Genomic DNA, 22,187 nt, shown 5'->3' with positions numbered 1-22,187 from the left:
TCAGACGCGGGAGCGGTGGTCGCCGGCGCGGTGGTCGCCAGCGCGGTGGTCCGGTCCCCGGTGCCGTCGCGCTGGCAGCAGCACCACACCCAGCACCACGGCGGTCAGAACCGCTGCAACGAGTCCGCGGTTGGTCGCGGCGGGCTCGGGCCAGGGTGCGGCGGCGCCCCACGTGGCCCACACTCCCAAGACCCCGACCAACGCCACGACCCCACGCCGTGGGCCGAGCCGGCGAACGGCGAAGCCGGCGAGGGCTCCCGCCAGCCCCCAAGGCCCAGCCAGTACCGCGAGGGCAGCGACAAGAGCGAGCGCACCGACGAGACCGGGCAGCCGGAGCTCGGGACCGAGCGCGAGGGAGAACCGTCTCCGACCCGTGACCGCCACGACCAGGACTCCCAGAGCGAGCAGGAGGCCGAGGCCCAGCGTGACCCGGAACGGAGTCTGCGGGCTGAACTCGAGCCGCAGGACGCCACGGTCAGCCGCAGGGACGATCCACCCCTGGGACCAGCCGTCCAGCGTCACCGATGACGCCTGCTTGGTGCCGAAGCGTGCTGTCCACCCGGGGTTGGCGTTCTCGCGCACCCGGACCACGGAGGGCTGGCTCAGGTCGGTCACCGTGATGGCACGGTCGGCGGGCGACCACCGGGAGGCCGTGACGGGCGACTGCGTCGCCGACGTCTCCGAGGCCCACAGCGAGAGGTTGCGCACTCCGAACTCCGCGGAGGCCAGCACCCTCAACCGCGAAACCCCCTGGTCGAGGCGGACCCGCTCGCAGACCCGGAGCCGAAGCGGGAGGCCCTGGATCAGGGCAGCACGTGACCCGGTCACCTCCGTGGGGTACTCGGTGCCGTTGACCTGCAGTCGTGGTCCGAAGCCGCAGGGCATCGCGACGTCGGTGCCCTCGAGGGGTGGCCAGGAGTCTCCGACCAGGTTGACGTCGCCGAGGACGATCGGAGCCGGCGCGTTGCGGCCATCCGAGCGAAGGGCGAGGTTGGTGCTCTTGATGACCCTGACCACCACGCTGGCCGCCTCGGTCTCGGGAATGACCACCGTGCCGCGTGCGGCATCCCCCTCCACGGTGCGGCGATAGGTCTGACCGCCGGCCGTCACGTCGACCTCGGTGATCCGCCGGCCGGTCACCGCGGGGTCGGTCTCGAAGCTTAGGCCACGAACCACCCGCTTGTGCGGGAAGCGCAGGGTGAGGCTGGGGCCGAACTGTGACGGCGACGAGGCCCAGAAGGTGGCGGGGTCGCCATCGATGGCCAGCTGCGGTGCGGTCGACGCACCCGGCACCCATGTGCTCGTGGCCGCGGCCCTGATGCCGTCAGGTCGGTCCAGGAGTCTGGCCGTCGCCGTGGCCGCACGCGGCACGACCGAGCCCGTGCCCTCCATGGTCGTGCCCGAGGGGACACTGAAGATGCGGCGCAGGTCGAGCTCGCCCTCACTCACCCGTGCCTTGTCGGGGCGGCAGTGCAGGACGTCGTGGAACCCCGGCACGCACGCGGGGACCCGGTCCGGCGAGGCCTGAAGGAGGACTCCGTCGATCGTGTCGGACGTCGGCTCGGGCAGGCGCAGCCAGCTCTCGACCCTGGGCAGCACTCCCACGCCGATGTCCCGCACGCGAACGGTCGGCTTGCCAGGACGGGTCTCGACCACGGCCATCCGGAACCTTGTCGTCGCACCGGGCTGCACCGAGAGCCGGACCACCGTACGTGCCGCCGCCGACCCACGCTCGGGCGAGCTGACCGGAGTTCTGACGGTTCCCGTGTCGGTGGTCACGGTCACTGCGGCGATGTCTGCACCGTCCTGCATGTCGAAGACCGCGTCGAGGTGATCCGGCAGCGTCACCGCCTGCTGCAGCTGGAGCTCGACGTACTGACCCGCAGGTTGGTAGCCGCGGCTCTCCCACATCGTGTCGAGGCTGGAGTCGAAGGCGCTGTCCGGTACCCGCGTCAGGTCGCGCACCTGACCCAGGTCGGGATAGGCCAACGATCCGGAGGCAGTGACCGAGCGCGCCCCCACGAGCTCCTTGACGGTCTGCTGGTCGACGAGCGAAGCGTCGTGGTACAGCCACGGCATCAACCAGTCGTGCGCCAGCCGTGGCGCCGGATAGGCCTCGGACGCCGCAAGCGGCGGGCCGTAGTTCCTGCGCACGGCGGCAAAGTTGGCCTCGCGGCGCTGCAACGTGTCGGTGAGGATCTGAGGCGCCTTCTCGAGCCCCGCCGTACGCAGCGACGCTCCGTCCGAGCTCAGGAGCACGGGCTGCTCCGCGTCGGGAAGCAGCACCGTGCCTTCCGGGCCTCCGGCCAGGACAGAGGTGGACTCGACCGGCTGGGTCCGTGTTGGCGCGATGCTGGTGTCGTCGGCGACGTCATAGATGACGATGGCCGGGATCGGCTGGTCCTGGCCTCCGTCGAAGGCCACCTCCGGGTTGAGGCTTCCTCCGAGCTCGGGGCCGAAGAAGGACACCGGTCGCGCCCCCGCCGACGCCAAGGCGGCCTGCACCACCATCGGTGCCGGCGCCCCCGTGACCCGGTAGGCCAGGTCCGAACGCAGCAGCACCCTGCTGATGCCCATGCGGACGAAGGCGTTGCGCAGCTCCACGCCGCCGAAACCCGACGCCACCCGAGCCTCGATGTCGTTGAGCATGCGAGTCGCCCCAGCGGAACCGAGCGGCACGGCGTCGCGCACGATCCAGGGGCTGGATGCGAGTGGCTGCAGCGCCTCGTCCCGGGGGTCACCCCAGTAGCTGGCCGGCGCGTTGGCTCCCGGGAGGACCAGGGTGCGTCCCGCGCTCGGGTGGTCCCCCAGCCAGTCGGCGGCCTGCTTCCAGTACCCCGGCACGGCCAGGAACTGCCCACGCTGGCTCACTCCCTGGAAGACCGGGGCAGCAGCCTGCGCCGCCACCGCCACCAGAACGACCGCGGTCACGACGTGCGGGATCCGGCCTCCGGCCCGACGCAGCATTCCCTCGAGACGCGGGAGCGCGTGCGCGATACCGATGCAGAGGACGACCCGGATGACCGGTTCGAACTTGTGCGTGTTCCGAAAGGGGGCGAGGGCGCCGTCCAGCAGGGTGGACAAGGACCCGGCGAACGGCCCGACCCCCGGGCCCACGTGGCCCAAGGTCACGAGCACCAGCCCGACGACGAGGCCACAACGGACGAAGAGCGACCAGGAGGCGCCGGCGCGCCAGACACCCAGGAGTCCGACCGCCACCAGCACGAGCCCGAGCCAGACGACGGGCTGTTGGGTCAGGATCTGCCATCCTGCCGGCCACTGCGGTCCACGAGCACCTGAGATGGCTGCGATCCACTGCGTCGTGCCACGCAGTGCTTCGGTGGTCGAGGCCCCCGACGTAGTCACAGCGCTCGACTCGATCCAGTCGAGGAAGGGCGGGCTGTAGCGCCCCAGCAGGAGCAGGGGCCCGATCCACCACGCGGACACCAGGACGACGAACAGCGACCACCACCCAGCCAGTCGCAGTCGTGCCCCCTTGGCGCGGGTGAGGATCCACAGCGCTGGCAGCGGGAGCAGCGCCAGGGCCGCCACCGCGTTGACCGCGCCCGCGGCGAGGAATGCCGCCGCCGACCGAGCCGCAACCACGCGTTCGTCCCCCCGGCGTGCACCGACGAGGGGCAGCAGCACCCACGGCGCCACCGCCATCGGCCAGATCTCCGAGCTGATGGCGCCCAGACCCTCCAGCATCCGTGGTGCCAACGCGTAGGCGAAGGCCGCGAGCATCCGGGACGTGCCGGTCCCGATGGCCAGCCTCACCAGCAGCAGGCGCATCCCGTGGAAGGCCACGAGCAGCAGCAGGCACCACCACAGCCTCTGGACCACCCACGGTGGCGCTCCCAGCTGGTGCCACAACCAGAAGAACGGCCCCATGGGGAACAGATAGCCGTACGCCTGGTTCTGCAGCTGTCCGGCGGCGGCCTGGGGGTCCCACAGGGTGAAGGCTCGGGCCAGCAGTGCTCCCGGAGCCTGGGTGAGGTCGAGCTTGGTGTCACCCGCGGTCCACCGCGGCGCCTGGGTGAAGGCGAAGGCGACCAGAACGGCCGACTGGGCGATCAGGTTGAGAGTGTCGCGTCCCCGCTCGACGGCATGTCGGTCGGCCATCATCCGCCCACGCGTTGCACGACGATGACGCTGTTCCAGCACGCCACCTCGCGCAGCCCGGGGACACGGATGACCCACTTCGCCCAGGACGGGTGGTACCGAGGCAGCACTTCGACCACCCGCACGGCCCCCGTCGACTCGACCGCGTTCAGCCAACGCATCATCCGCCCGACCGAGCAGGCGAACAGGGAACGACCGAAGTCGTTCTTGGGGCGCTTGCCGTGCTTCGCGGCATACCGGTCGGCGGCGCGCCGACCCCCCAGGTAGTGCCACGGTGCCGTCTCGTGGCCGCCCCAGGGCGACAGCCACGGGGTCCACGACAGCACCATGAGGCCGCCCGGTTGCAGGATCCGCAGCATCTCGTCCGCCATCGCCTCCGGTTCCGGCACGTGCTCGAGCACGTTGCTCGAGTACGCGACCGTCACCGAGCCATCGGCGAAGGGCAGGGCAAGGCCCGAGCCCCGCACCGCGTTGGCCCCCACCTGGCCCCGGGCCGTCAGCTCGCCCACGTCCGGTTCGACACCGGCATACCCTGCACCGGCCGCGACGAAGGCGTCGGCGAAGTAGCCCGGTCCCCCACCGATGTCGACCACGGTGGCGCCCTCGAGCGTCGTCCACCGGCGCACCTCGGCGACCGAGTCGACGGCGAGGGTCGAGTAGAAGCGGTCGGGATCGGTCTGCTCCACCAGGAAGGCCCGGAACAGCTCCAGCGAGCGCCGCAGGGACCCCCTCGGCAGCTCAGGCGCAGCCGGATTTCCCATCTCGATCACGGGGTGAACCCTAATGCCGCTACGGTTACTCATGAGTCAACTTAGCCAATCTCCGGACGTGTGAGGATCGCAACAGGTGCGTATCGCCCTTCTCAGCTGGCGCGACTTCACGCACCCTGAGGGCGGCGGCGCGGAGCACTACCTCGAAACCGTCGGGCAGCACCTGGCCGCGCGCGGCCACGAAGTCACCATCTACTGCGCCGCCCACGGAGACGCTTCGCCGCGAGAGACCATCCGCGGCGTGACCTACCGCCGCCAGGGCGGCCGACTGAGTGTGTATGCCGCGGCCATGCGGGCGCTGCGCCGCGACGAGCGGGCAGACGGCCCGTACGACGCGGTGGTGGACACCCAGAACGGCATTCCCTTCTTCTCTGCCTGGGGCACCCGCAGCCCGCTCGTCGTGCTGGTCCACCACGTGCACCGGGAGCAGTGGCCGGTGGTCTTCGGTCCGCTCGCGGCCCGGATCGGCTGGTTCATCGAGTCGAGAGTGGCCCCTCGTGCCTATCGCACGAGGCAGTACGTCGCCGTGTCCGGCAAGACGCGGGACGAGCTCGTCGAGCTGAGGGTGGATCGTGAGCGCATCGCCGTCATCCACAACGGCACCGATGCGCCACGTTCGCTCGGTGTCGCGCGCGCCGACCGACCGACGATCGTGGTCCTCGGGCGGCTGGTGCCGCACAAGCGCGTCGAGCATGCCATCGACGTGGTCGCCCGCCTCCGACCGACGCATCCCGGGCTCCAGCTGCGCGTCATCGGCCACGGGTGGTGGCACGACCGTATCGCCGAGCACGCTCACGAGTCCGGCGTCGAGGACGACGTGTCCTTGCTCGGCTTCGTCGACGAGGAGACCAAGCACGCCGAACTGGCGGCGGCGTGGCTCGCCCTCGCCCCCAGCGTCAAGGAGGGCTGGGGGCTGTGTGTCGTGGAGGCGGCCAGCCACGGCGTCCCGACCATCGCCTACGACGATGCCGGCGGCCTGTCGGAGTCCATCGTCGACGGCCGCACCGGAGTGCTGGTCGAGGACCTGGACGCCATGACGCACGAGGTGTCGGAACTGCTTGCCGATCGAGTCCGCCGGGAGCAGATGGGGCAGCACGCCCGCGACTACGCCCAGCAGTTCACCTGGACGGGAACGGCTGAGTACTGGGAGCGACTCCTGACCCACGTGGCACAGAGAAGGGCGCCGATCGCGATGACCGACGCCCGTTCCCAGGCAGTAGAGGGCTGGTCAGCGGTGGCTGATCAGCCGCCGTAGGGAATGATCTGGGCGGGGTCGACGATGTCTTTCTGACCCGACTGGACCGCGGCGCTGTCGCCAGGACCCTGCGTGTTCACCACGGTGATCACAGCGGCGGCGGCGGCGCCCCCACCGAGCACGAGGCTGAGCAGCGTGACGGCAACGGCTGACGAAACCTCGCCACGCTCGTTTGGACGGAAAAACTTCATGCTCCAGGGCCTCCCCGGCTAGTGGTGTCCCGCGAATGTTACCGGCTGGTTGCCTTTTTCGTGCAATCCTCCGAGATTCGCGCCTCGCGGGCGTGTCACCACGCCCAGACTGCGAAGTTCGCCGAGTCCTGCACGACGCGCATTCCGGTAGGCCGCGAGGGTGCCCCACCGGGCGTTCCCTTCCAGATCACCACGGCTGCCACTCCCTGCGCGCGGAGGTCTGCGACGTCGACCCGGCCAGCCTGCCACCCGGCCACCACGGCGGGATCGTCATCCACCGTGATCCGCCTGGCGTCTCGCACCACGGTGAGCTGGTGTGCCGTCAGCACCCGCCCGGGCAAGGCTCTCGGCAGCGGGTCGAGGAACGGCCGCCCGCCGGCCCAGGACACCGCCCTGAACGGCTGCCAGGGCAGGACGGCCACCGTTCCTCTGCCCGCGGCCGCAACTGCCGCGCTCACCATGGGCTGCCAGTCTGCCGGCATCGTGACCGGCCGGTATGCGGTGTGCACGGCCTTGGGCAGGTCCGGCGCCGACAGCACAGCGAGGCTCGCCACCACCACGGCAGCCGTGGCCGAGACCAGCCGGCCCGGTGCCTGACGACCACGGCGCCGGAGCAGGTGGCCCAGCTCAGCCACCGCCATGGCGAGGAGCACCGCTGCGGCCAGCGCGCTGAGCCCCAGCCAGCGATGAGTGTCGCGACCGATGGCCACGCCCGGGACGGCCTGAAGGGAGGTGAACAGGGACAGGCCCGGGCCTGTCGAGAGCAGCCACGCGGTCAGCGGTGGCACCAGCCATCCGAGGGCGAGGCCGAGCGCCAAGCCAGGACGACCCCGACGGTGCAGGGTGAGGACGCCTGCCCCGGCGGCGACCAGGACGAGGCAGGACGCGACCACGGACGTCAGCTCGGTGCGCGAGGCCGGCTGGGCACCTGATGCCCAGACGCCGCCCAGGGTCATGGCCGAGCCGAGGACGCCCAGTGGAGAGTCTGCCGCGAGCGCGAAAGCGCGAGCGCCATCGGGATCGGCGCCACCCGAGCCGTGCGCGAGTGCCGGGACCACCCACGGCAGGCACCAGGCGGTGACCACCAGGACGCACCCGACGAGCCACGCCCCGCTGCGGCGGTGGGCAACCGCGGCCGACGAGCCCAGCACGGTGGCACCGGCCACGAGCGCACCCCACGGCGTCAGGGCCGCAGGCAGTCCGGCCAGGGCGACGAGCAGCAACGACTTCAACGGCGCGGACCTCGAGAGCACCACGGCGACGAGCCACGGCGTCATCGAGTAGGCGAGCAAGGTCGGCGGCTGCCCGATGAGCAGGCGCTCGGCGACGTAGGGGTTCCACATCGCCAGGACTGCGCCCGTCACCATCGCGGCCAGCCCCCACCGTCGCAGCAGGAGGGCCGTCCCGAGCCCCGCCATGAAGACCGCACCCGTCAGCATCGCCTGCTGTTGCACCCCCGTCGGCACCACTCCGGACAGGGCTGTCATCACCGCGTCGAGCGGGACCGCCCGGGGTGCCTGACCCCCGCCCCACGTCGTGGGACTCCACACGGGTCGCGGCACGCTCACGAAGTCGCGGTACAGGTAGAGGCCCTGGCCAAGCGACCGACCGCACACCACGGCCGTGACCACCAGTGATACCAGCGCCGCCACGGCTAGGTCGCGCGCGCCGCTGTGAGAGCCCGCTGCACTGTCGCGCAGCCCGCGGCGGGCAGCCGCGACCGGAGCCGGCATCTCGGAGCCGCTCAGTGGGCGGCGTCGTGCCAGGAGCGGCCGACCCCGACACTGACGTCGAGCGGCACGTCCATGTCGATGGCGCCGCCCATCTCGCGGCGGACCAACGCCTCCACGTCGGCCGCCTCACCGGGCGCGATCTCGAGGACCAGCTCGTCGTGCACCTGGAGCAGCTGACGCGACTGCGCGCCGGACTCCTTGAGCGCGGCCTCGACGCGCAGCATCGCCAGCTTGATGATGTCGGCGGCCGATCCCTGGATGGGCGCGTTGAGCGCCATCCGCTCGGCCATCTCACGGCGCTGCCTGTTGTCGCTGGTCAGGTCGGGCAGGTATCGCCGGCGGCCCAGCATGGTCTCGGTGTAACCCGTCCCGCGCGCCTCGGCGACCACCGAGTCGAGGTAGTCCTTCACCCCCCCGAACCGGGCGAAGTACTCGTCCATCAGACCCTGCGCCTCGCCGGTCGAGATGGTGAGCTGTTTGGACAGGCCGAACGCCGACAACCCGTAGGCCAGGCCGTAGGACATCGCCTTGACCTTGGAGCGCATCGCCGAGGTGACGTCCTCAGGGTCGACGGAGAACACGCGCGACCCGACGAACCGGTGCAGGTCCTCCCCCGACCGGAACGCCTCGATCAGGCCCTCGTCACCGGAGAGGTGGGCCATGATCCGCATCTCGATCTGGCTGTAGTCGGCCGACATGAGGGACTCGTAGCCCTCGCCCACGATGAAGACCTCGCGGATCCGGCGTCCCTCGTCGGTGCGGATCGGGATGTTCTGCAGGTTGGGGTCGGTCGACGAGAGGCGGCCGGTCGCCGCGATCGTCTGCTGGTAGGTCGTGTGGATGCGCCCGTCCTCGGCCACCGACTTGAGCAGGCCCTCGACCGTGACGCGCAGGCGCGAGGCGTCACGATGCCGCAGCAGCGCCTCGAGGAAAGGGTGCTCGGTCTTGGCGAACAGGTCGGTCAGAGCATCGGCATCGGTCGTGTAGCCGGTCTTCGTGCGCCGTGTCTTGGGCAGGCCCAGGGTCTCGAACAGCACCACCTGGAGCTGCTTGGGCGAACCGAGGTTGATCTGGTCTCCACCGATGGCGTCGTAGGCATCGCCCTGCGCCTCGCGCACCTTCACCGCGAAGTCGGCCTCCAGCCCGGTCATCACCTCGACGTCGGCCGCGATGCCGGTGCGCTCCATGCCAGCGAGCACCTGCTCGAGGGGCAGCTCCACGTCCTGCTGGAGCGAGGTGCCGCCGGTGGCCTCGAGCTGCTCGGCCAGCGACCCTGCGAGGTCGAGCACGGCGCGGGCACGGACCATGGCATCCTGCGCGCCGGCGTCGCCCTCGTCACCGAAGTCGAGCAGACCCTGCCCGGAGGTATCCGCCTCGGCCCGCAGCTCACGGCCGAGATGGCGCAGCACGAGGTCGGCCAGGTCGTAGGAGCGCTGGTCGGGTCGCACCAGGTAGGCGGCCAGCGCGGTGTCGGTCGTGATCCCCTCGACGCTCCAACCCCGCGCCCCCAGCGCGAGCAGGGGTCCCTTGGCGTCGTGCAGCACCTTGGGACGCTGCGCGTCGGCGAGCCAGGCACCGACGGCCGCCTCCCCCGCCGAGTCCAGCGCGGTCAGGTCGACGTAGGCCGCGGCGTCGCCGTCGGTGGCCAGCGCCAGGGCGGTCGCGTCCCCGGTGCCACGACCCCACTGGCCGACGAGGTGCACGCCCACTGTGGCGCCGGGCGCGGCATACTCCTGCAGCCACCCCGCCACCTCGTCGGGCGCGAGCAGCGCGCCGTCGAGGTCGAACCCGTGGTCGGCCTCCTCCTGGGGAGCGTCGAGGTACTCGAAGAGGCGGTCGCGCAGGACGCGGAACTCCAGGCTGTCGAACACCGCGTGCACCTGCTCGCGGTCCCAGTTCTGGCGCTCGAGGTCGGCGATGGTCAGGGGCACGTCGAGGTCACGGACGAGCTGGTTGAGGCGCCGGTTGCGCAGCACGCCGTCAAGGTGCTCGCGCAGGGACTCACCCGCCTTGCCCTTGATCTCGTCGACGTGGGCGACCACCCCGGTGAGGTCGCCGTACTGGCTGATCCACTTGGCCGCCGTCTTGGGGCCGACCCCCGGGACGCCCGGCAGGTTGTCGGAGGACTCACCGACGAGCGCCGCGAGGTCGGAGTAGCGCTCGGGCAGCACGCCGTACTTGGTCTCCACCGCGGCCGGGGTCATCCGGGCAAGCTCGGAGACGCCCTTGACGGGGTAGAGCACGGTGCTGGTGTCCGTGACCAGCTGGAACGAGTCGCGGTCGCCCGAGCAGATCAGCACCTCCATCCCCTCGGCCAGCGCCTGGGTGGTGAGGGTGGCGAGCACGTCGTCGGCCTCGTAGCCGTCGACCTCGACGTAGCGGATGCGCAGGGCGTCGAGGACCTCGTGCAGCAGCGAGACCTGACCCTTGAACTCGCTCGGGGTCGCCGAGCGGCCGGCCTTGTAGTCGGCGTACTGCTCGGTGCGGAAGGTCTGCCGGGACACGTCGAACGCCACCGCGAGGTGAGTCGGCTGCTCGTCACGCATGACGTTGATCAGCATCGAGGTGAACCCGTAGACAGCGTTGGTGTGCTGGCCCGTGCTCGTCGAGAAGTTCTCGGCCGGCAGGGCGAAGAACGCCCGGTAGGCGAGGGAATGACCGTCGAGGAGCAGGAGGCGACTCACGCATGGCAGCCTATTGGTTATGAGTGACACCCCCATGACCGACCGCACCGCCGTCGCCGACTCCAGGGCCACGACCGACGACTTCACCGCCGCGCTCGAGGCGATGCAGGCCCTCAACCCGAACTCCCTGCTGCACCGCATGGAGATCGAGGTCCTCGAGGCCACACCGCAGCGCCTCGTCGCGCGAATGCCGGTGGAGGGCAACACCCAGCCCTACGGCCTGCTGCACGGTGGCGCCTCGGTGGTCCTCGCCGAGACGCTGGGCTCGATCGGCGCCGCGCTGCATGCTGGCCCGGACAGGATCGCCGTGGGCCTCGACATCAACGCGACCCACCACCGCGCCGCCCGATCAGGTTTCGTCACGGGGACGGCGACGGCGCTGTCGCTCGGCGGCACCCTCGCGTGCTACGAGGTGGTCGTCACCGACGACCAGGACAAGCGGATCTGCACCTGCCGGATCACCTGCCTGCTGCGCGACGGCGCACCGGGCGCCTGAGCGCCCGAACGCCCGAACTCCTGAGTCTCAGCCCGCGAGGCGGCTGTCGGAGCCGGCGGATGCGGTGGCCCGCGCCCGCAGCGACCGCCGACGGTGCAGCAACGCCTCGATCGAGTGGTGCCTGGGCTCGTCCTGGCCGAGTCGGCGACGCAGTGCGGCGACGCTCGTGACCCGGCGCACCACCTGGGACGAGAAGCCAAGCCGGGCGAAGAAGCGGTTGGCCTCGCGGTGTTGGGCCGGCACGTTGCAGCCGATCTGGTCGCAGCCGCGCGAGTCGGCATACAGGGTGACGGCGGTCATCAGCTGACGAGCCACACCGTGCTTGCGCGCCTCGGGCACGACATAGAGCTGGTCGATGGTGACGCACGGAGTGTCGGTGAGCGACGAGAAGGGGCTCGTGGCGGCGACGGCGAAACCGACCGCGCGACCGTCGGACGTGGCGAGGTAGGCCCGGACGTCCTCACGGTGCAGGGCCGTCGCCACCCGTCCCTCGGAGGCGGCGCGCGCGGCGACCTCAGGGCCGACGCCGGCCTCGACGCGGGACGACAACCACAACTCGGTGAACGTGCGCTCCTCGTCCGCGGAGACACGCCTGACAGAGATCGCTGGACGGCTCACCGGGGTTCCTCCATCGTCGGTCTGGCACTGCTCACCACTGCAGACGGCTCCCCCGACGGCCGCGGTCCCTCGAAAGGCGACCGACTCTGGACTCTAGGCCCATTGGCGGGCCTTCGTGAAGGGTTCAACAACTTTCGTGCGTCAACTCCGTGCGACGCCGGTGTTCCGCGCCGGTCCGGGTGCAGCGTCCTCACAGGGCACGCTCGAAGACGTAGTCGTTCTCGTAGCGGTCCCCCACGAGGAACCGCTTGGTCCCGACCCTGGCGAAGCCGCTCTTGCCGTAGAACTTCTGGGCGCGCTCGTTCTCCTGGTTGACCCCCAGCCACACCCCGACCGCACCCCGTGCCCGCGCGGCGTCCATGGCAGCCTGCATCAACAGCCGGCTCGTGCCGGCACCGTGGTGGTCGGGCAGGACGTAGATCTTGCTCAGCTCCGCCGTCGGTCGCAGCGTGAGGGCGGCTCGCGCGTCCGGATCCGTGGGCTCACCGTTCACCACCATCGCGTACCCCGTCACCCTGTCACCGTCGACGGAGACGAACAGGTCGCGGTGCGGGTCGGCGAGGTAGCCCTCGAAACAGTCCTGCGACAGCACGTTCGCGATGAACGTGTCGATCGCCTGCTGCGTCGTGTGCGGCGGACAGGCCAGCGCAAACGTCGCTGCTGCCACCTCGGCCAGCACCCCGGAGTCGGCCGGATCCGCCCGGCGTACCTCCACGCCCACGGTCAGGCCTTGTCCATCCCGGCAACGACGGCCTCGGCGACCTCGCGCATGCCGAGGCGCCGGTCCATCGCCGTCTTCTGGATCCAGCGGAACGCCTCGGCCTCGGTGATCTTGAGCTTCTTCATGAGCACACCCTTGGCGCGGTCGACCGACTTGCGGGTCTCCAGCCGCTCGCCCAGGTCGGAGATCTCCTGTTCGAGCGCCTTGACCTCGGTCCAGCGGTGCCGCGCGATGTCGATGGCAGGCGAGAGGTCGGAGGCGGTGAACGGCTTCACGATGTAGGCCATCACGCCCGCATCACGGGCCCGTTCGACGAGCTCGGTCTGGCTGAATGCGGTGAGCATGACGACCGGACAGATGCGAGCGGCCCCGATCTGCTCGGCTGCCGTGATGCCGTCCATGACCGGCATCTTGACGTCCATGATGACCAGGTCAGGGGTCAGCTCGGTGGCCATCTCGACGGCCTGCTCACCGTTGCTGGCCTGCCCGACCACCTCGTAGCCGGCCTCGACGAGCATCTCGGCCAGGTCGAGGCGGATGAGGGCTTCGTCCTCCGCCACCAGGATGCGGGTGGGTGCGGAAGGCGGGGGGCTCGCGGTTTCGGTCTGGCTCACGGAGAAAGCCTAGGGGACTCGCGTTAACGGCACGTTGCGGGAGGCGCCGCCGCCGTTCGTCGAGGCTTGGTATGCCGCGTGCCGGCCTGCGCGATGCGGTCCTCGCCCGGACGCTACCCGCTCTGGTTTGAGACGCGGCGAGGGGCGATGATGGAGACGACCCCGGCGGTGCCCGGGTGTCCCCGTCCGCTGCGGTCCGGCTGCCGGAGGCATGGCAGTTGGAGGACGGAGTGGCTGAGACAGCCCGTCCACGTCGCCGTGCCCGGCGCCCTCCCCATCCCCGGCGCCCTCCCCATCCCCGGCGCCGACCGACCTCTGCGTCGATGCGCGTGGTGTGGATGCTCGTGGCATTCCTGGGCGGCGGCCTCCTGGGGCTCTTCCTCGTGCTCCCTCGCACCCGTTCGCTGCGCCCGCGCCGCGTCCTCGCCTGTGACCTGTGCCAGGCCCGGCATCGACGGCTGCTCGGCGTGACCATGGTCCTGGCGCTCCTCGCGGTCGCTGGGTTCGGGCTGCGGGTCTCCCAGCGGGCGCGTGAGCTCCCCGCCTGCGCCGCCGACACCTCGATCGCGGAGGGGCGTCGGGTCATCGACCCGCGCGCTCCGAGGCCGCCGCCACTGTGGTCGACGGTCCGCTCCGCCATGACGGCTCCCGTGAGCGGGCTTGCACTGGGGTTCGCGGAAGTCCGTGGGCAAGGCCTGTGCAGCGTCGGTGACCCGCCCATCACGCTGGCGTTCGTGCCGCAGGCAGGGGAGCACATGGGAAGCATGGTCGGCGAGGTGTTCCTGGCCTCCCCGGTGCCGCGCATCAACGCCGTGCGGGCCCGCGGCGTCGCCGAACACGAGTCACGTCACGTCGACCAGTGGGCCGTGTGCACCATCGTCGGCGGGATCAGCCTGCTGCCGGTGCTCTACCTCGTCGACGAGACCCTGTACCCGGGCTCGGAGAACCACTTCGAACAGGCTGCGGGTCTGTTCGACGGCGCGTATCCCCCACCGCCCGTCCCGCCGCGAGGACCCCAGGGCTGGGCCATCGCTCTCTGGGTCGGGGTCCTCCTGCTCCTGACTCGCCGTCGCATCCGCTGGGCGGTCCGGACGGTCGTCAGGCGAGGCAGCGACCCCGACCCCCGCCGGTGCGCCGTCCACACGACCGGCTGGAGATAGCCGTCGGACGTCATCCCCTCGCTGGGGCGCCGACAGGGGGCGACTCGCGGTGGATGTCCAGCGGGGTCAGCTCGCTTCGCTGACCAGGGCGGTCTGCATCAGCGCGAGGTGGCTCAGCCGCCGCTGACGCCCGTCGCCGGTGTTCCGACCTCGCACGAGTCGGCGACGCAGCTCGTTGACCAGCTCCTGGTTCGACACGAACCGCAGGACGAACGTGGGCTCACCCTCCTGGTTCTTCGGCAGACCACACGCAACGCCGGCAGCAACGACGAGCTGACGGTAGGTCAGGTCAAGGGTCTTGGCGAGCATCGAGAGCGTCGACTCGTCGGGCATGGCAGCCAGCTGCTCCGCCCCCACGAGGTCTGCGACGACCTCCGGGCTCAGTCCGCTCTCGAGCGTGAACTGAGAAAGGGACCATCCCTTCTCTCGCAGCCGCTCTTCGATGACGATGCCGAGCTCGTTCCCCATGGTGCTCCCTGCGTGGACGTGGAAGGGTCTCTTCCACTCTGGATGGGACGTTCGCCCCATCGTGGTGCGTCCTGCCCCCGGTGGAAGCCGGAACAGCGCACTACACGGCAGATCAGGTCGTTTGCGTTGACTGAAGGGACGAGCATCGAGTCGCCCGATCGGGTCCTCTGCGTCCTGCGTCGGCGTTGCCGCTGTGGAACTGGCCCTGGTCCGGTCATCGCCACCTGCTGCCGGGCCCTGGACTCTCAGCGTTCTCCCTCTCGCAACCTCACTCGGCGCCGAGAGTCACCTGGCCCACACCTTCGCCCGCGATCGTGTCACCGTGACCCACGCGACAGGTGCGACCAGGGAAAGCCCGACCTTCACCGAGTGGGTGAGGAAGTACAACGGCCTGGCCTTCCTGCACCCTGGGTGGCGGCTCCTGTACATCTCCGTACCCAAGGCCGCCGGGACCTCGTTGAACGTGGCTCTCACCCGTTCCGCGGGCGTCCCCTTCCCGGGCGCCTTCGTCGACTCGCTCGGCGAGGAGTCGCTCGTGAGCCAGACCATCTGGGACGGGGACGCGGGCGGCCGACCGATGGTCGACTCACTGGACGACGCGGCATACGAACGCCTGATGGGCACCGGCCTCCGCCACGTCTTCACGGTGGTACGCCACCCCGTCGAACGCCTCCTGACCACCTGGTCCAGCAAGTACCTCGTCCGGGCTCCCTACTATCGCGCCAGGCTCGGGTTGCCGGACCCCGGCCTGCGACGGTTCGAGCGCGTGGACGACGTACTCGCAGACCTCGACGAGCTCGTGGCGCACCTCCATGCGAACCCCGCGCTCGTCCACCGTGATGTGCACCTCGTGTCGCAGTACGAGCTGCTGCGCCGCGACCTGACCCGCTTCGACCACGTCGGACGCACCGACCGGTTGGGCGAGACCATCGAGTGGCTTCGCGGTCGCCTTGCCACCGAGGGCGCCGAGCTCTGCGACGTCGGCCACGACAACGACTCCCCCATCGACGTCGACCTCTCGATGGTCGACCCGCGGACCGTGCAACGAATCCATGACCTCTACGCGGAGGACTACGGCTTCCTCGGCCTGGACCCCACTGAGGTGAGGCTGAACGGGACTCTCAGCGACGCCATGCTCGGGATCCTCAACCGGGAGATCGAGCACAACGTCCGCGCCGAGGTCCTCCACCGCGCTGCACACGGGCGTCCGAACCGGGCCGGTCCGCACCGTTCGCTGCGCACTGCGTTGTCGTCGTCGCTCAACAGGGCGATCGGGGCCTGACGGCGCCCCCTAGCTCGACGCACCAGCTGCGTCCGGACTACACGAAGGCGGTGTGTCGCGAGCCGGAGCCGGATGGCGAGGCAAAGAGCTCCCGCCGCCCTGCCCGGCTCGACCGGCGCCAGGCGCGCCAACCGGTCGGGTCGTGCTGTTGCACCAGGAAGTACCAGAGGTACCGCATTTCATCAGGCCAGCGCCGCCAACGCAGACCGGGCTGCGCCGTGAGGTACCCGAGGTTGCGGAACGTGCCTGCCCGCCTGACCGGGTCACGGGGAACCAGGACAGTGAGCCGTCCACCCAGGATGGGCGCCCAGTCATCGTGGCCCTGGGGATGGAGGTAGGTCGCGGGTGGGCAGGTGCCGAAACGGAGCTGACTACGCCTCAGCCGCCGGTGGATCTCGACCTCGTCACCGCGGACGAACAGCCGCGGGTCAGGCACACCCACCGCGTCAACGGCTCGGGCCGAGAACAGGGCGCCGTTGAACAAGTTGGCGACGTTGGGCACGAGGACATCGTCTCCCAGCTCCCCGCGCTGCCGGATCCACCGGAGACCCCTCCGCAGGGGGAACGCGAGTCGGTCCGGGTCGTCCTGGTCGACGACCAGGGGGGAAACCACGTCGAGACGATGATCGGCAGCGCAGGCCAGCAGTCGACCCAACGTCCACCTGGACCCCGGTCGTCCGTCGTCGTCGGCGAGCCACACCCAGTCGGCGCCCAGAGCGCGTGCGGTCAACACGCCGTACGCGTAGCCGCCGGCCCCACCGAGGTTCGTCTCGGACTGGAGCAGGGTGTGCGGGATCCCAGTCGCAGCAAGGGCATCGGCGGCACCGGGCTCCGTGCCGTTGTCCACGACGATGAGGTGGTCGGGTCGTCGTTGCTGCGAGGCAACGGCCTCGAGGCACGCTCGCAGGAGGGCTGCCCTGTCGCGCGTCACGATGACGCAGGCCACCCATGGCTGGCGGGCAGGTACCTCGGTCCTCACCCACCCAACGCTAGAAGTCGCGACGGCCCGGCTGGCGGCTCGCGGGTGAACGCCGGATGCACCCGCGGTGTCGACTCGGCCGCGCGGTAGGGGCCTTGGCCCGGGGTCCATCCGCGCGACGCGTCGAGTTCACCATCTCGTTGGTCTGGCTGCCTACCGTCGTCGTCGTGAGCATCCCCTTCTCCCTGCTCCTGCCCGTCTACCGTGGTGACCGCGCTGACCACCTGGCGAGAGCCTTCCAGAGCACCGTGCAGGAACAGCTGCTGCGACCCTCGGAGGTCGTGGTGGTCCAGGACGGGCACGTCGGCCCCGAGCTGGCCTCTGCGCTGGAACGGCTCGAGTCAACCAGCCCGGTGCCGGTGCGCCGGCTGCGCCTCAAGCACAACGTGGGACTGTCCCAGGCCCTCCAGTGCGGCCTCTCGGCCTGCACCCACGAGGTGGTGGCCCGGATGGACGCCGACGACATCAGCCTGCCGCACCGGTTTGCCGTCCAGATCCCCGTCATCGAGGCGGGCGCAGACCTGGTCGGTAGCGGGATGCGCGAGTTCGGCGAGGCGACACCGACGGACGGCTTGCTCAGGATCCCCCCGACCGACCCGGCGCAGATCGCCACCGAGGCGCGACTGCGCAGCCCGTTCAACCACCCCACGGTGGTCTACCGGCGGTCGGCGGTGCTCCAGGCAGGGGGCTACCGCGAGCTGCCGTTGCTGGAGGACTACTGGTTGTTCACCCGGATGATCGAGTCGGGTTCGGTGGTGGCGAACGTGCCGGAGCCGCTGGTCCTCTACAGAGTGGACGCCGGGTCCTACCGACGTCGTGGGGGGATGCGGCTGCTGCGCTCTGAGCTGGGGCTGCAGCGGCGGCTGCGACGTGAGGGCTTCACAACCCGGGCCGAGATGCTGCGCAACGTCGCGATCCGGGGCGGTTACCGGGTGATCCCCGTAGGACTTCGCAAGTCGTTGTACCGCAACCGGTTCACGACCGAGGCGGGGAGCTCGCCGGAGCTCCTGCTCGGCGAGGTGACGTCGACGGTTCTCCGTCCCCGCGCGACACGGGAGCACGCGTGAGGGCCGACCTCGTCGTCGTCGGGGCGGGTCTGTTCGGTCTCACCGTCGCCGAACAGGCCGCAGAGCGTGGCCTCGACGTCGCGATCGTGGACCGGCGCGACCACCCCGGCGGCAACGCCTGGAGCGAGACCGACCCGGACACGGGGATCGAGGTGCACCGCTACGGTGCCCACCTCTTCCACACGTCCAACGAGCGGGTGTGGGAGTACGTCAACAGGTTCACCGCCTTCACGGCATACCAGCACAGGGTCTGGACCGTGCACCGCGGGGAGGTGTACCCGCTGCCCATCAACCTCGGAACCCTCAACCAGTTCTTCCGCGCCAACCACGGGCCGCAGTCGGCTCGCGCCCTCGTCGCACGGCAGGCGGCCGAGGTGACCGGGCAGCCCGCGAACCTCGAGGAGAAGGCGGTGTCCCTCATCGGCCGCCCCCTCTACGAGGCGTTCATCCGCGACTACACCGCGAAGCAGTGGCAGACCGATCCGCGGGACCTGCCCGCCGAGGTGATCAGCCGCCTCCCCGTCCGCTACACCTACGACAACCGCTACTTCAACGACCGCTACGAGGGACTACCCCTCGACGGGTATGCCGCGTGGCTGAGTCGGATGGCCGACCACCCGCGCATCTCCGTGCACCTCGAGACGGACTTCCTGGCCGAGGGGCATCCGTTGTCCCGCAACGCCGTTCGGGGCCACGTGCCCGTCGTCTACACGGGACCGGTCGACCGCTACTTCGGTGACGTCCACGGGGCGCTGGGCTGGCGCACTCTGGACTTCGAGAGGGAGGTGCTTCCCGTCGGCGACTTCCAAGGAGCACCGGTGGTCAACTACGCCGATGCGGACGTCGACTTCACCCGAATCCTGGAGTTCCGTCACTTCCATCCGGAGCGCGACTACCGCACGGACCGCACCGTCATCGTCCGCGAACGGTCGCGCGGGGCCGGGCCCGGCGACGAGCCCTACTACCCGGTGAACACCCCTGAGGACCGTGACCGGCTGTTGGCCTACCGAGAGCTCGCAGAGCAGGAACGGCGCAGCTCGGTGTGGTTCGGCGGTCGGCTGGGGACCTATCAGTACCTCGACATGCACATGGCGATCGCCTCGGCGTTGCGCCTCGTCGACGACCTCGACGAGCTGGTGCACGGGCGCGGCCGGTCGCCTCGCCGCTCCGTCGTCGAGGTGTCGGTATGACCGCGGGGCCTCCCGCCGGCGACCGGGTGCTCGCCAGGGTGGTGTTTCCCACCGACGGGGACCTCGACGTCCTGCCGCTGTACGTGGACGGTCAGCAGGTGCCGGTCGCGGTCGAGGACGGCGAGACAGTGCTGCCTGTCCCCTTTGACCAGAGCCCGGACCAGGTGCTGGGCCGACGGTCCTATCGCCTCGGCCACGGTACGCGGACCTCTTTCGCCACCTACTTCAACGCCTTCCCGGCGGGGTACTGGCGGCGGTGGAGCGTCCTGCAGTCGGTGCGGCTCGACGTGCGCACCACCGGCAACGGGACTCTGATCGTCTACCGGTCATCGGCGCGAGGCAGCGTCGCCCGCGTCAGCGCGCACACGCTGACAGGACAGTCGACGCTGTCGATCCCGCTGCCACTGAATGCGTTCGGCGACGGTGGCTGGTACTGGTTCGACCTCGTGGCCGGCCGCGAGGACCTCGTGCTCGACGCTGCGGAGTGGCTTGCCGGCCAAACCGAGCCTGGCTCCCGCCAAGCGCCCCGTGGCACGGTCACGGTTGGAATCACCACCTTCAACCGCCCCGCCTACTGCAGCGCGCTCCTCGCCCAGCTCGCCGCCGACCACCAGCTCACCGACGTGGTGGACGAAGTCATCGTGGTGGACCAGGGCTCGGAGCAGGTGCGCCACGACCGGGGCTTTCCGGCGGCAGCGGCGTCCCTGGGCGGCCGACTGCGGGTGCTCGAGCAGCAGAACCTCGGCGGGTCCGGTGGCTTTGCGCGCGCGATGCTCGAGACCCTCGACGTGGGTCGCAGCGACTACGTGCTCCTCCTCGACGACGACGTCGTCTGTGAGCCCGAAGGCATCGCCCGTGCCGCCGTCTTCGCGGACTTCGCGCGTGCGCCCACGGTGGTCGGCGGCCACATGTTCTCGATGTACGAACGGTCGGTCCTGCACGCGTTCGCAGAGCGGGTCTCCCCCTGGCAGTTCCGATGGACTCCAGCCCCCGCGACCGAGCATGACCACGACCTCTCGCACTCCAACCTGCGCTCCACGCCGTGGCTCCACCGTCGTGCCGCGGCGGACTACAACGGCTGGTGGATGTGCCTCATCCCGACCGCGGTACTTCGCGACGTGGGGTTGTCCGTGCCCGTCTTCATCAAGTGGGACGACGCGGAGTTCGGCCTGCGCGCCGCGGAAGCCGGCTACCCGACCGTCTCGCTTCCCGGGACAGCGGTGTGGCACGTCCCCTGGACCGACAAGGACGACTCGGTCGACTGGCAGGCCTACTTCCACGCGCGGAATCGCTTCATCGCAGCGCTGCTCCACTCGCCGTTCGACCATGGTGGCCGGATGGTGCGTGAAAGCCTTGCCATCCAGCTCAAGCACCTCATGGCCATGCAGTACTCGGCAGCGCACCTGCGCGAGCAAGCCCTCCTCGACGTGCTGGCAGGCCCCGAGGACCTCCACCCGAGCCTGCCGTCACGGCTCGGTGAGGTCCGAGAAGCCCGCTCGGGCTTCGACGACGCGCGGGTGGCGCCGGATGCCAAGGCCTTCGCGCAGGTCCGCGCGGCCAAGCCGCGCAAGCGCGACCCCCGGACCGAGAAGCCCACCAGCCAGCTTGCGACCCTGACCACCGCTCTCGTCGGCCTGGCCCGGCAGCTCACAGCAGTGCCGGCGGGCGCACGGCAGCAGCCCGAACGCGAGGTCCCCGCCGCCGATGCCGGCTGGTGGACGCTCTCCCGGCTGGACTCCGCGCTCGTCTCGACGACCGACGGGACCGGCGTCTCGTGGCATCGGCGTGACCGCGCCCGGTCTCTGGCTGCGGCCCGCAGGGCGACTCAGGTGCACCAGCAGCTCCTGCGTGAGTGGCCGCGGCTCGCGGCCGAGTACCGCGCTGCCCTCCCGGACCTCGTGGGCCAGGACGCCTGGCGCAAGACCCTCGACCTGCCTCTGCCCGATCACGAGGCCGACCGGTGACCGCGGTCGCCATCGCCGCCGACACCCCGCTGGTCGTCCAGGGTCGCGGAGGTGGCCTGCGCGAGGTGGCGGGGCGACGATTCCTGCTCGGCCTCCTGGTTCGCAAGGAGCTCCGGGTGCGCTACCGGGCGTCTGTGCTCGGTCTGGGCTGGTCCTACGTCAAGCCCGCCGTGCAGTTCGGCGTGTACTTCGTGGGCCTGGGACTGCTGCTGCGCCAGACCACGATCGGTGACTACGCGGTCTACCTCTTCGGCGGCCTGGTCGTGATCACTGCGTTCGGCGAGGCCGTGGGGAACGCGACCCGGTCGGTCGTCGTCAACGCCGACCTCGTCCGCAAGATCTACCTGCCCCGCGAGCTCTTCCCGGTCTCGAGCCTCTGCGTGGCCGGGGTTCACCTGGGGCCCCAGCTGCTGGTGCTGGTCGTCGGAGCCTTCGTGGCAGGCTGGTCCCCCGACCTTGTCGGGGTGGTCGCACTCGGGGCGGGACTCGCCCTCGCCGCCCTGCTGGCGCTCGGCCTGGGGCTGCTGCTCGGGGCGGTCAACGTGCTCTTTCGTGACGTGGAGAACGTCGTCGACATGGTGCTCATGGTGTTGGTCTGGATGAGTCCGGTTCTCTACCCCTGGCAGCGCGTCGCCGACTTGCTCGGCTCCGACTCCGTGTGGTTCGGCATCTACCAGGCGAACCCGCTCACCGTGGCGGTCGAGCTCGTGCACCGGGGCACCTGGGCCAACGCATCTCCGGGCAACGGCGCGACGTTGCCGCCCGACCTGGCCTCCCGGACCCTCCTCGCGTTTGCTCTATCGGCATCGCTCGTGGTGCTGGGGGCGTGGGTGTTCCGGCGGCTGGCCGGCCGCTTCGCCCAGGAGCTGTGAC

The 22,187-nt window shown here is 70.5% G+C and carries 18 protein-coding genes; 8 read left to right on the top strand and 10 right to left on the bottom strand.

Annotated elements, in window-relative coordinates; translation table 11 throughout:
- Together AC1DWP_RS02055 and AC1DWP_RS02050 are read right to left on the bottom strand one after the other, a co-directional pair.
- Complete coding sequence (locus tag AC1DWP_RS02055) at nt 1-4,125, bottom strand: alpha-(1->3)-arabinofuranosyltransferase domain-containing protein (RefSeq protein ID WP_477612782.1); 4,125 nt, start codon at nt 4,123-4,125, stop codon at nt 1-3.
- Complete coding sequence (locus tag AC1DWP_RS02050) at nt 4,122-4,883, bottom strand: class I SAM-dependent methyltransferase (RefSeq protein WP_477613416.1); 762 nt, start codon at nt 4,881-4,883, stop codon at nt 4,122-4,124. The genes AC1DWP_RS02055 and AC1DWP_RS02050 overlap by 4 nt, the downstream gene beginning before the upstream one ends.
- An 85-nt stretch (nt 4,884-4,968) precedes the next feature.
- Here AC1DWP_RS02050 and AC1DWP_RS02045 point away from each other — a divergent pair, with 85 nt between their 5' ends.
- On the top strand, nt 4,969-6,147 hold the full coding sequence (locus AC1DWP_RS02045; protein ID WP_477612781.1) for a glycosyltransferase family 4 protein: 1,179 nt from the start codon (nt 4,969-4,971) through the stop codon (nt 6,145-6,147).
- Here the strand turns inward: AC1DWP_RS02045 and AC1DWP_RS02040 are convergent.
- From AC1DWP_RS02040 to polA, 3 genes are all read right to left on the bottom strand, one after another.
- Nucleotides 6,135-6,338 (bottom strand): hypothetical protein, encoded by a 204-nt coding sequence (locus AC1DWP_RS02040; protein WP_477612780.1) that lies wholly within the window; start codon nt 6,336-6,338, stop codon nt 6,135-6,137. The genes AC1DWP_RS02045 and AC1DWP_RS02040 overlap by 13 nt on opposite strands.
- Nucleotides 6,339-6,433: 95 nt before the next feature.
- Entirely contained in the window at nt 6,434-8,071 is a 1,638-nt protein-coding gene (locus AC1DWP_RS02035) for an MmpA family trehalose lipid delivery protein (protein WP_477612779.1), read from the bottom strand.
- Between the two features lie 11 nt (nt 8,072-8,082).
- On the bottom strand, nt 8,083-10,755 hold the full coding sequence (gene polA / locus AC1DWP_RS02030) for a DNA polymerase I (RefSeq protein WP_477612778.1): 2,673 nt from the start codon (nt 10,753-10,755) through the stop codon (nt 8,083-8,085).
- 103 nt (nt 10,756-10,858) lie between these two features.
- Between polA and AC1DWP_RS02025 the strand changes: the two genes are divergently transcribed.
- Nucleotides 10,859-11,251 carry a PaaI family thioesterase gene (locus AC1DWP_RS02025; RefSeq protein ID WP_477613415.1) on the top strand — a complete coding sequence of 131 codons (393 nt, stop codon included), beginning with the start codon at nt 10,859-10,861 and terminating at the stop codon, nt 11,249-11,251.
- 27 nt (nt 11,252-11,278) lie between these two features.
- Here AC1DWP_RS02025 and AC1DWP_RS02020 read toward each other — a convergent pair whose 3' ends face one another.
- From AC1DWP_RS02020 to AC1DWP_RS02010, 3 genes are all read right to left on the bottom strand, one after another.
- Complete coding sequence (locus AC1DWP_RS02020) at nt 11,279-11,869, bottom strand: GNAT family N-acetyltransferase (protein ID WP_477612777.1); 591 nt, start codon at nt 11,867-11,869, stop codon at nt 11,279-11,281.
- Between the two features lie 190 nt (nt 11,870-12,059).
- Nucleotides 12,060-12,590 carry an N-acetyltransferase family protein gene (locus AC1DWP_RS02015; protein ID WP_477612776.1) on the bottom strand — a complete coding sequence of 177 codons (531 nt, stop codon included), beginning with the start codon at nt 12,588-12,590 and terminating at the stop codon, nt 12,060-12,062.
- A 2-nt stretch (nt 12,591-12,592) separates the two neighbouring features.
- Entirely contained in the window at nt 12,593-13,204 is a 612-nt protein-coding gene (locus tag AC1DWP_RS02010; protein WP_477612775.1) for an ANTAR domain-containing response regulator, read from the bottom strand.
- A gap of 344 nt (nt 13,205-13,548) precedes the next feature.
- On the opposite strand from AC1DWP_RS02010, the gene AC1DWP_RS02005 reads away from it, so the two are divergent.
- Nucleotides 13,549-14,364, top strand: coding sequence for a hypothetical protein (locus AC1DWP_RS02005; protein ID WP_477612774.1), 816 nt, complete (start codon nt 13,549-13,551; stop codon nt 14,362-14,364).
- A gap of 66 nt (nt 14,365-14,430) precedes the next feature.
- Here AC1DWP_RS02005 and AC1DWP_RS02000 read toward each other — a convergent pair whose 3' ends face one another.
- A complete protein-coding gene (locus AC1DWP_RS02000; RefSeq protein WP_477612773.1) occupies nt 14,431-14,832 on the bottom strand; it encodes a hypothetical protein in 402 nt (133 codons plus the stop codon).
- A 322-nt stretch (nt 14,833-15,154) separates the two neighbouring features.
- Between AC1DWP_RS02000 and AC1DWP_RS01995 the strand changes: the two genes are divergently transcribed.
- Nucleotides 15,155-16,114, top strand: a complete 960-nt coding sequence (locus tag AC1DWP_RS01995) for a sulfotransferase family 2 domain-containing protein (RefSeq protein WP_477612772.1) — start codon at nt 15,155-15,157, stop codon at nt 16,112-16,114.
- Nucleotides 16,115-16,151: 37 nt separating this feature from the next.
- Here AC1DWP_RS01995 and glfT1 read toward each other — a convergent pair whose 3' ends face one another.
- Nucleotides 16,152-17,093, bottom strand: a complete 942-nt coding sequence (glfT1, locus tag AC1DWP_RS01990; RefSeq protein ID WP_477612771.1) for a galactofuranosyltransferase GlfT1 — start codon at nt 17,091-17,093, stop codon at nt 16,152-16,154.
- Nucleotides 17,094-17,260: 167 nt separating this feature from the next.
- Here glfT1 and AC1DWP_RS01985 point away from each other — a divergent pair, with 167 nt between their 5' ends.
- Genes AC1DWP_RS01985 through AC1DWP_RS01970 form a run of 4 tightly spaced genes read left to right on the top strand, consistent with a single transcriptional unit; the run spans nt 17,261 to nt 22,186 of the window.
- Nucleotides 17,261-18,160 carry a glycosyltransferase gene (locus AC1DWP_RS01985; protein WP_477612770.1) on the top strand — a complete coding sequence of 300 codons (900 nt, stop codon included), beginning with the start codon at nt 17,261-17,263 and terminating at the stop codon, nt 18,158-18,160.
- Complete coding sequence (gene glf, locus AC1DWP_RS01980) at nt 18,157-19,350, top strand: UDP-galactopyranose mutase (RefSeq protein WP_477612769.1); 1,194 nt, start codon at nt 18,157-18,159, stop codon at nt 19,348-19,350. Before AC1DWP_RS01985 ends, glf begins: the two co-directional genes overlap by 4 nt.
- Complete coding sequence (locus tag AC1DWP_RS01975; protein WP_477612768.1) at nt 19,347-21,314, top strand: glycosyltransferase; 1,968 nt, start codon at nt 19,347-19,349, stop codon at nt 21,312-21,314. Before glf ends, AC1DWP_RS01975 begins: the two co-directional genes overlap by 4 nt.
- A complete protein-coding gene (locus tag AC1DWP_RS01970) occupies nt 21,311-22,186 on the top strand; it encodes an ABC transporter permease (protein WP_477612767.1) in 876 nt (291 codons plus the stop codon). The genes AC1DWP_RS01975 and AC1DWP_RS01970 overlap by 4 nt, the downstream gene beginning before the upstream one ends.
- Nucleotide 22,187: the final 1 nt, after the last annotated feature.

Source organism: Pedococcus sp. P2_F6, from assembly GCF_056403675.1.
The sequence above is the reverse complement of the archived record's forward strand: the minus strand, read 5'-3'. Positions and strand labels throughout refer to the sequence as shown.

Coding starts and splice junctions, on each gene's coding strand:
- AC1DWP_RS02055 (WP_477612782.1), bottom strand. CDS start 4,125: ATGATGGCCGACCGACATGCCGTCGAGCGGGGACGCGACACTCTCAAC.
- AC1DWP_RS02050 (WP_477613416.1), bottom strand. CDS start 4,883: ATGGGAAATCCGGCTGCGCCTGAGCTGCCGAGGGGGTCCCTGCGGCGC.
- AC1DWP_RS02040 (WP_477612780.1), bottom strand. CDS start 6,338: ATGAAGTTTTTCCGTCCAAACGAGCGTGGCGAGGTTTCGTCAGCCGTT.
- AC1DWP_RS02035 (WP_477612779.1), bottom strand. CDS start 8,071: ATGCCGGCTCCGGTCGCGGCTGCCCGCCGCGGGCTGCGCGACAGTGCA.
- AC1DWP_RS02025 (WP_477613415.1), top strand. CDS start 10,859: ATGCAGGCCCTCAACCCGAACTCCCTGCTGCACCGCATGGAGATCGAG.
- AC1DWP_RS02000 (WP_477612773.1), bottom strand. CDS start 14,832: ATGGGGAACGAGCTCGGCATCGTCATCGAAGAGCGGCTGCGAGAGAAG.
- AC1DWP_RS01975 (WP_477612768.1), top strand. CDS start 19,347: ATGACCGCGGGGCCTCCCGCCGGCGACCGGGTGCTCGCCAGGGTGGTG.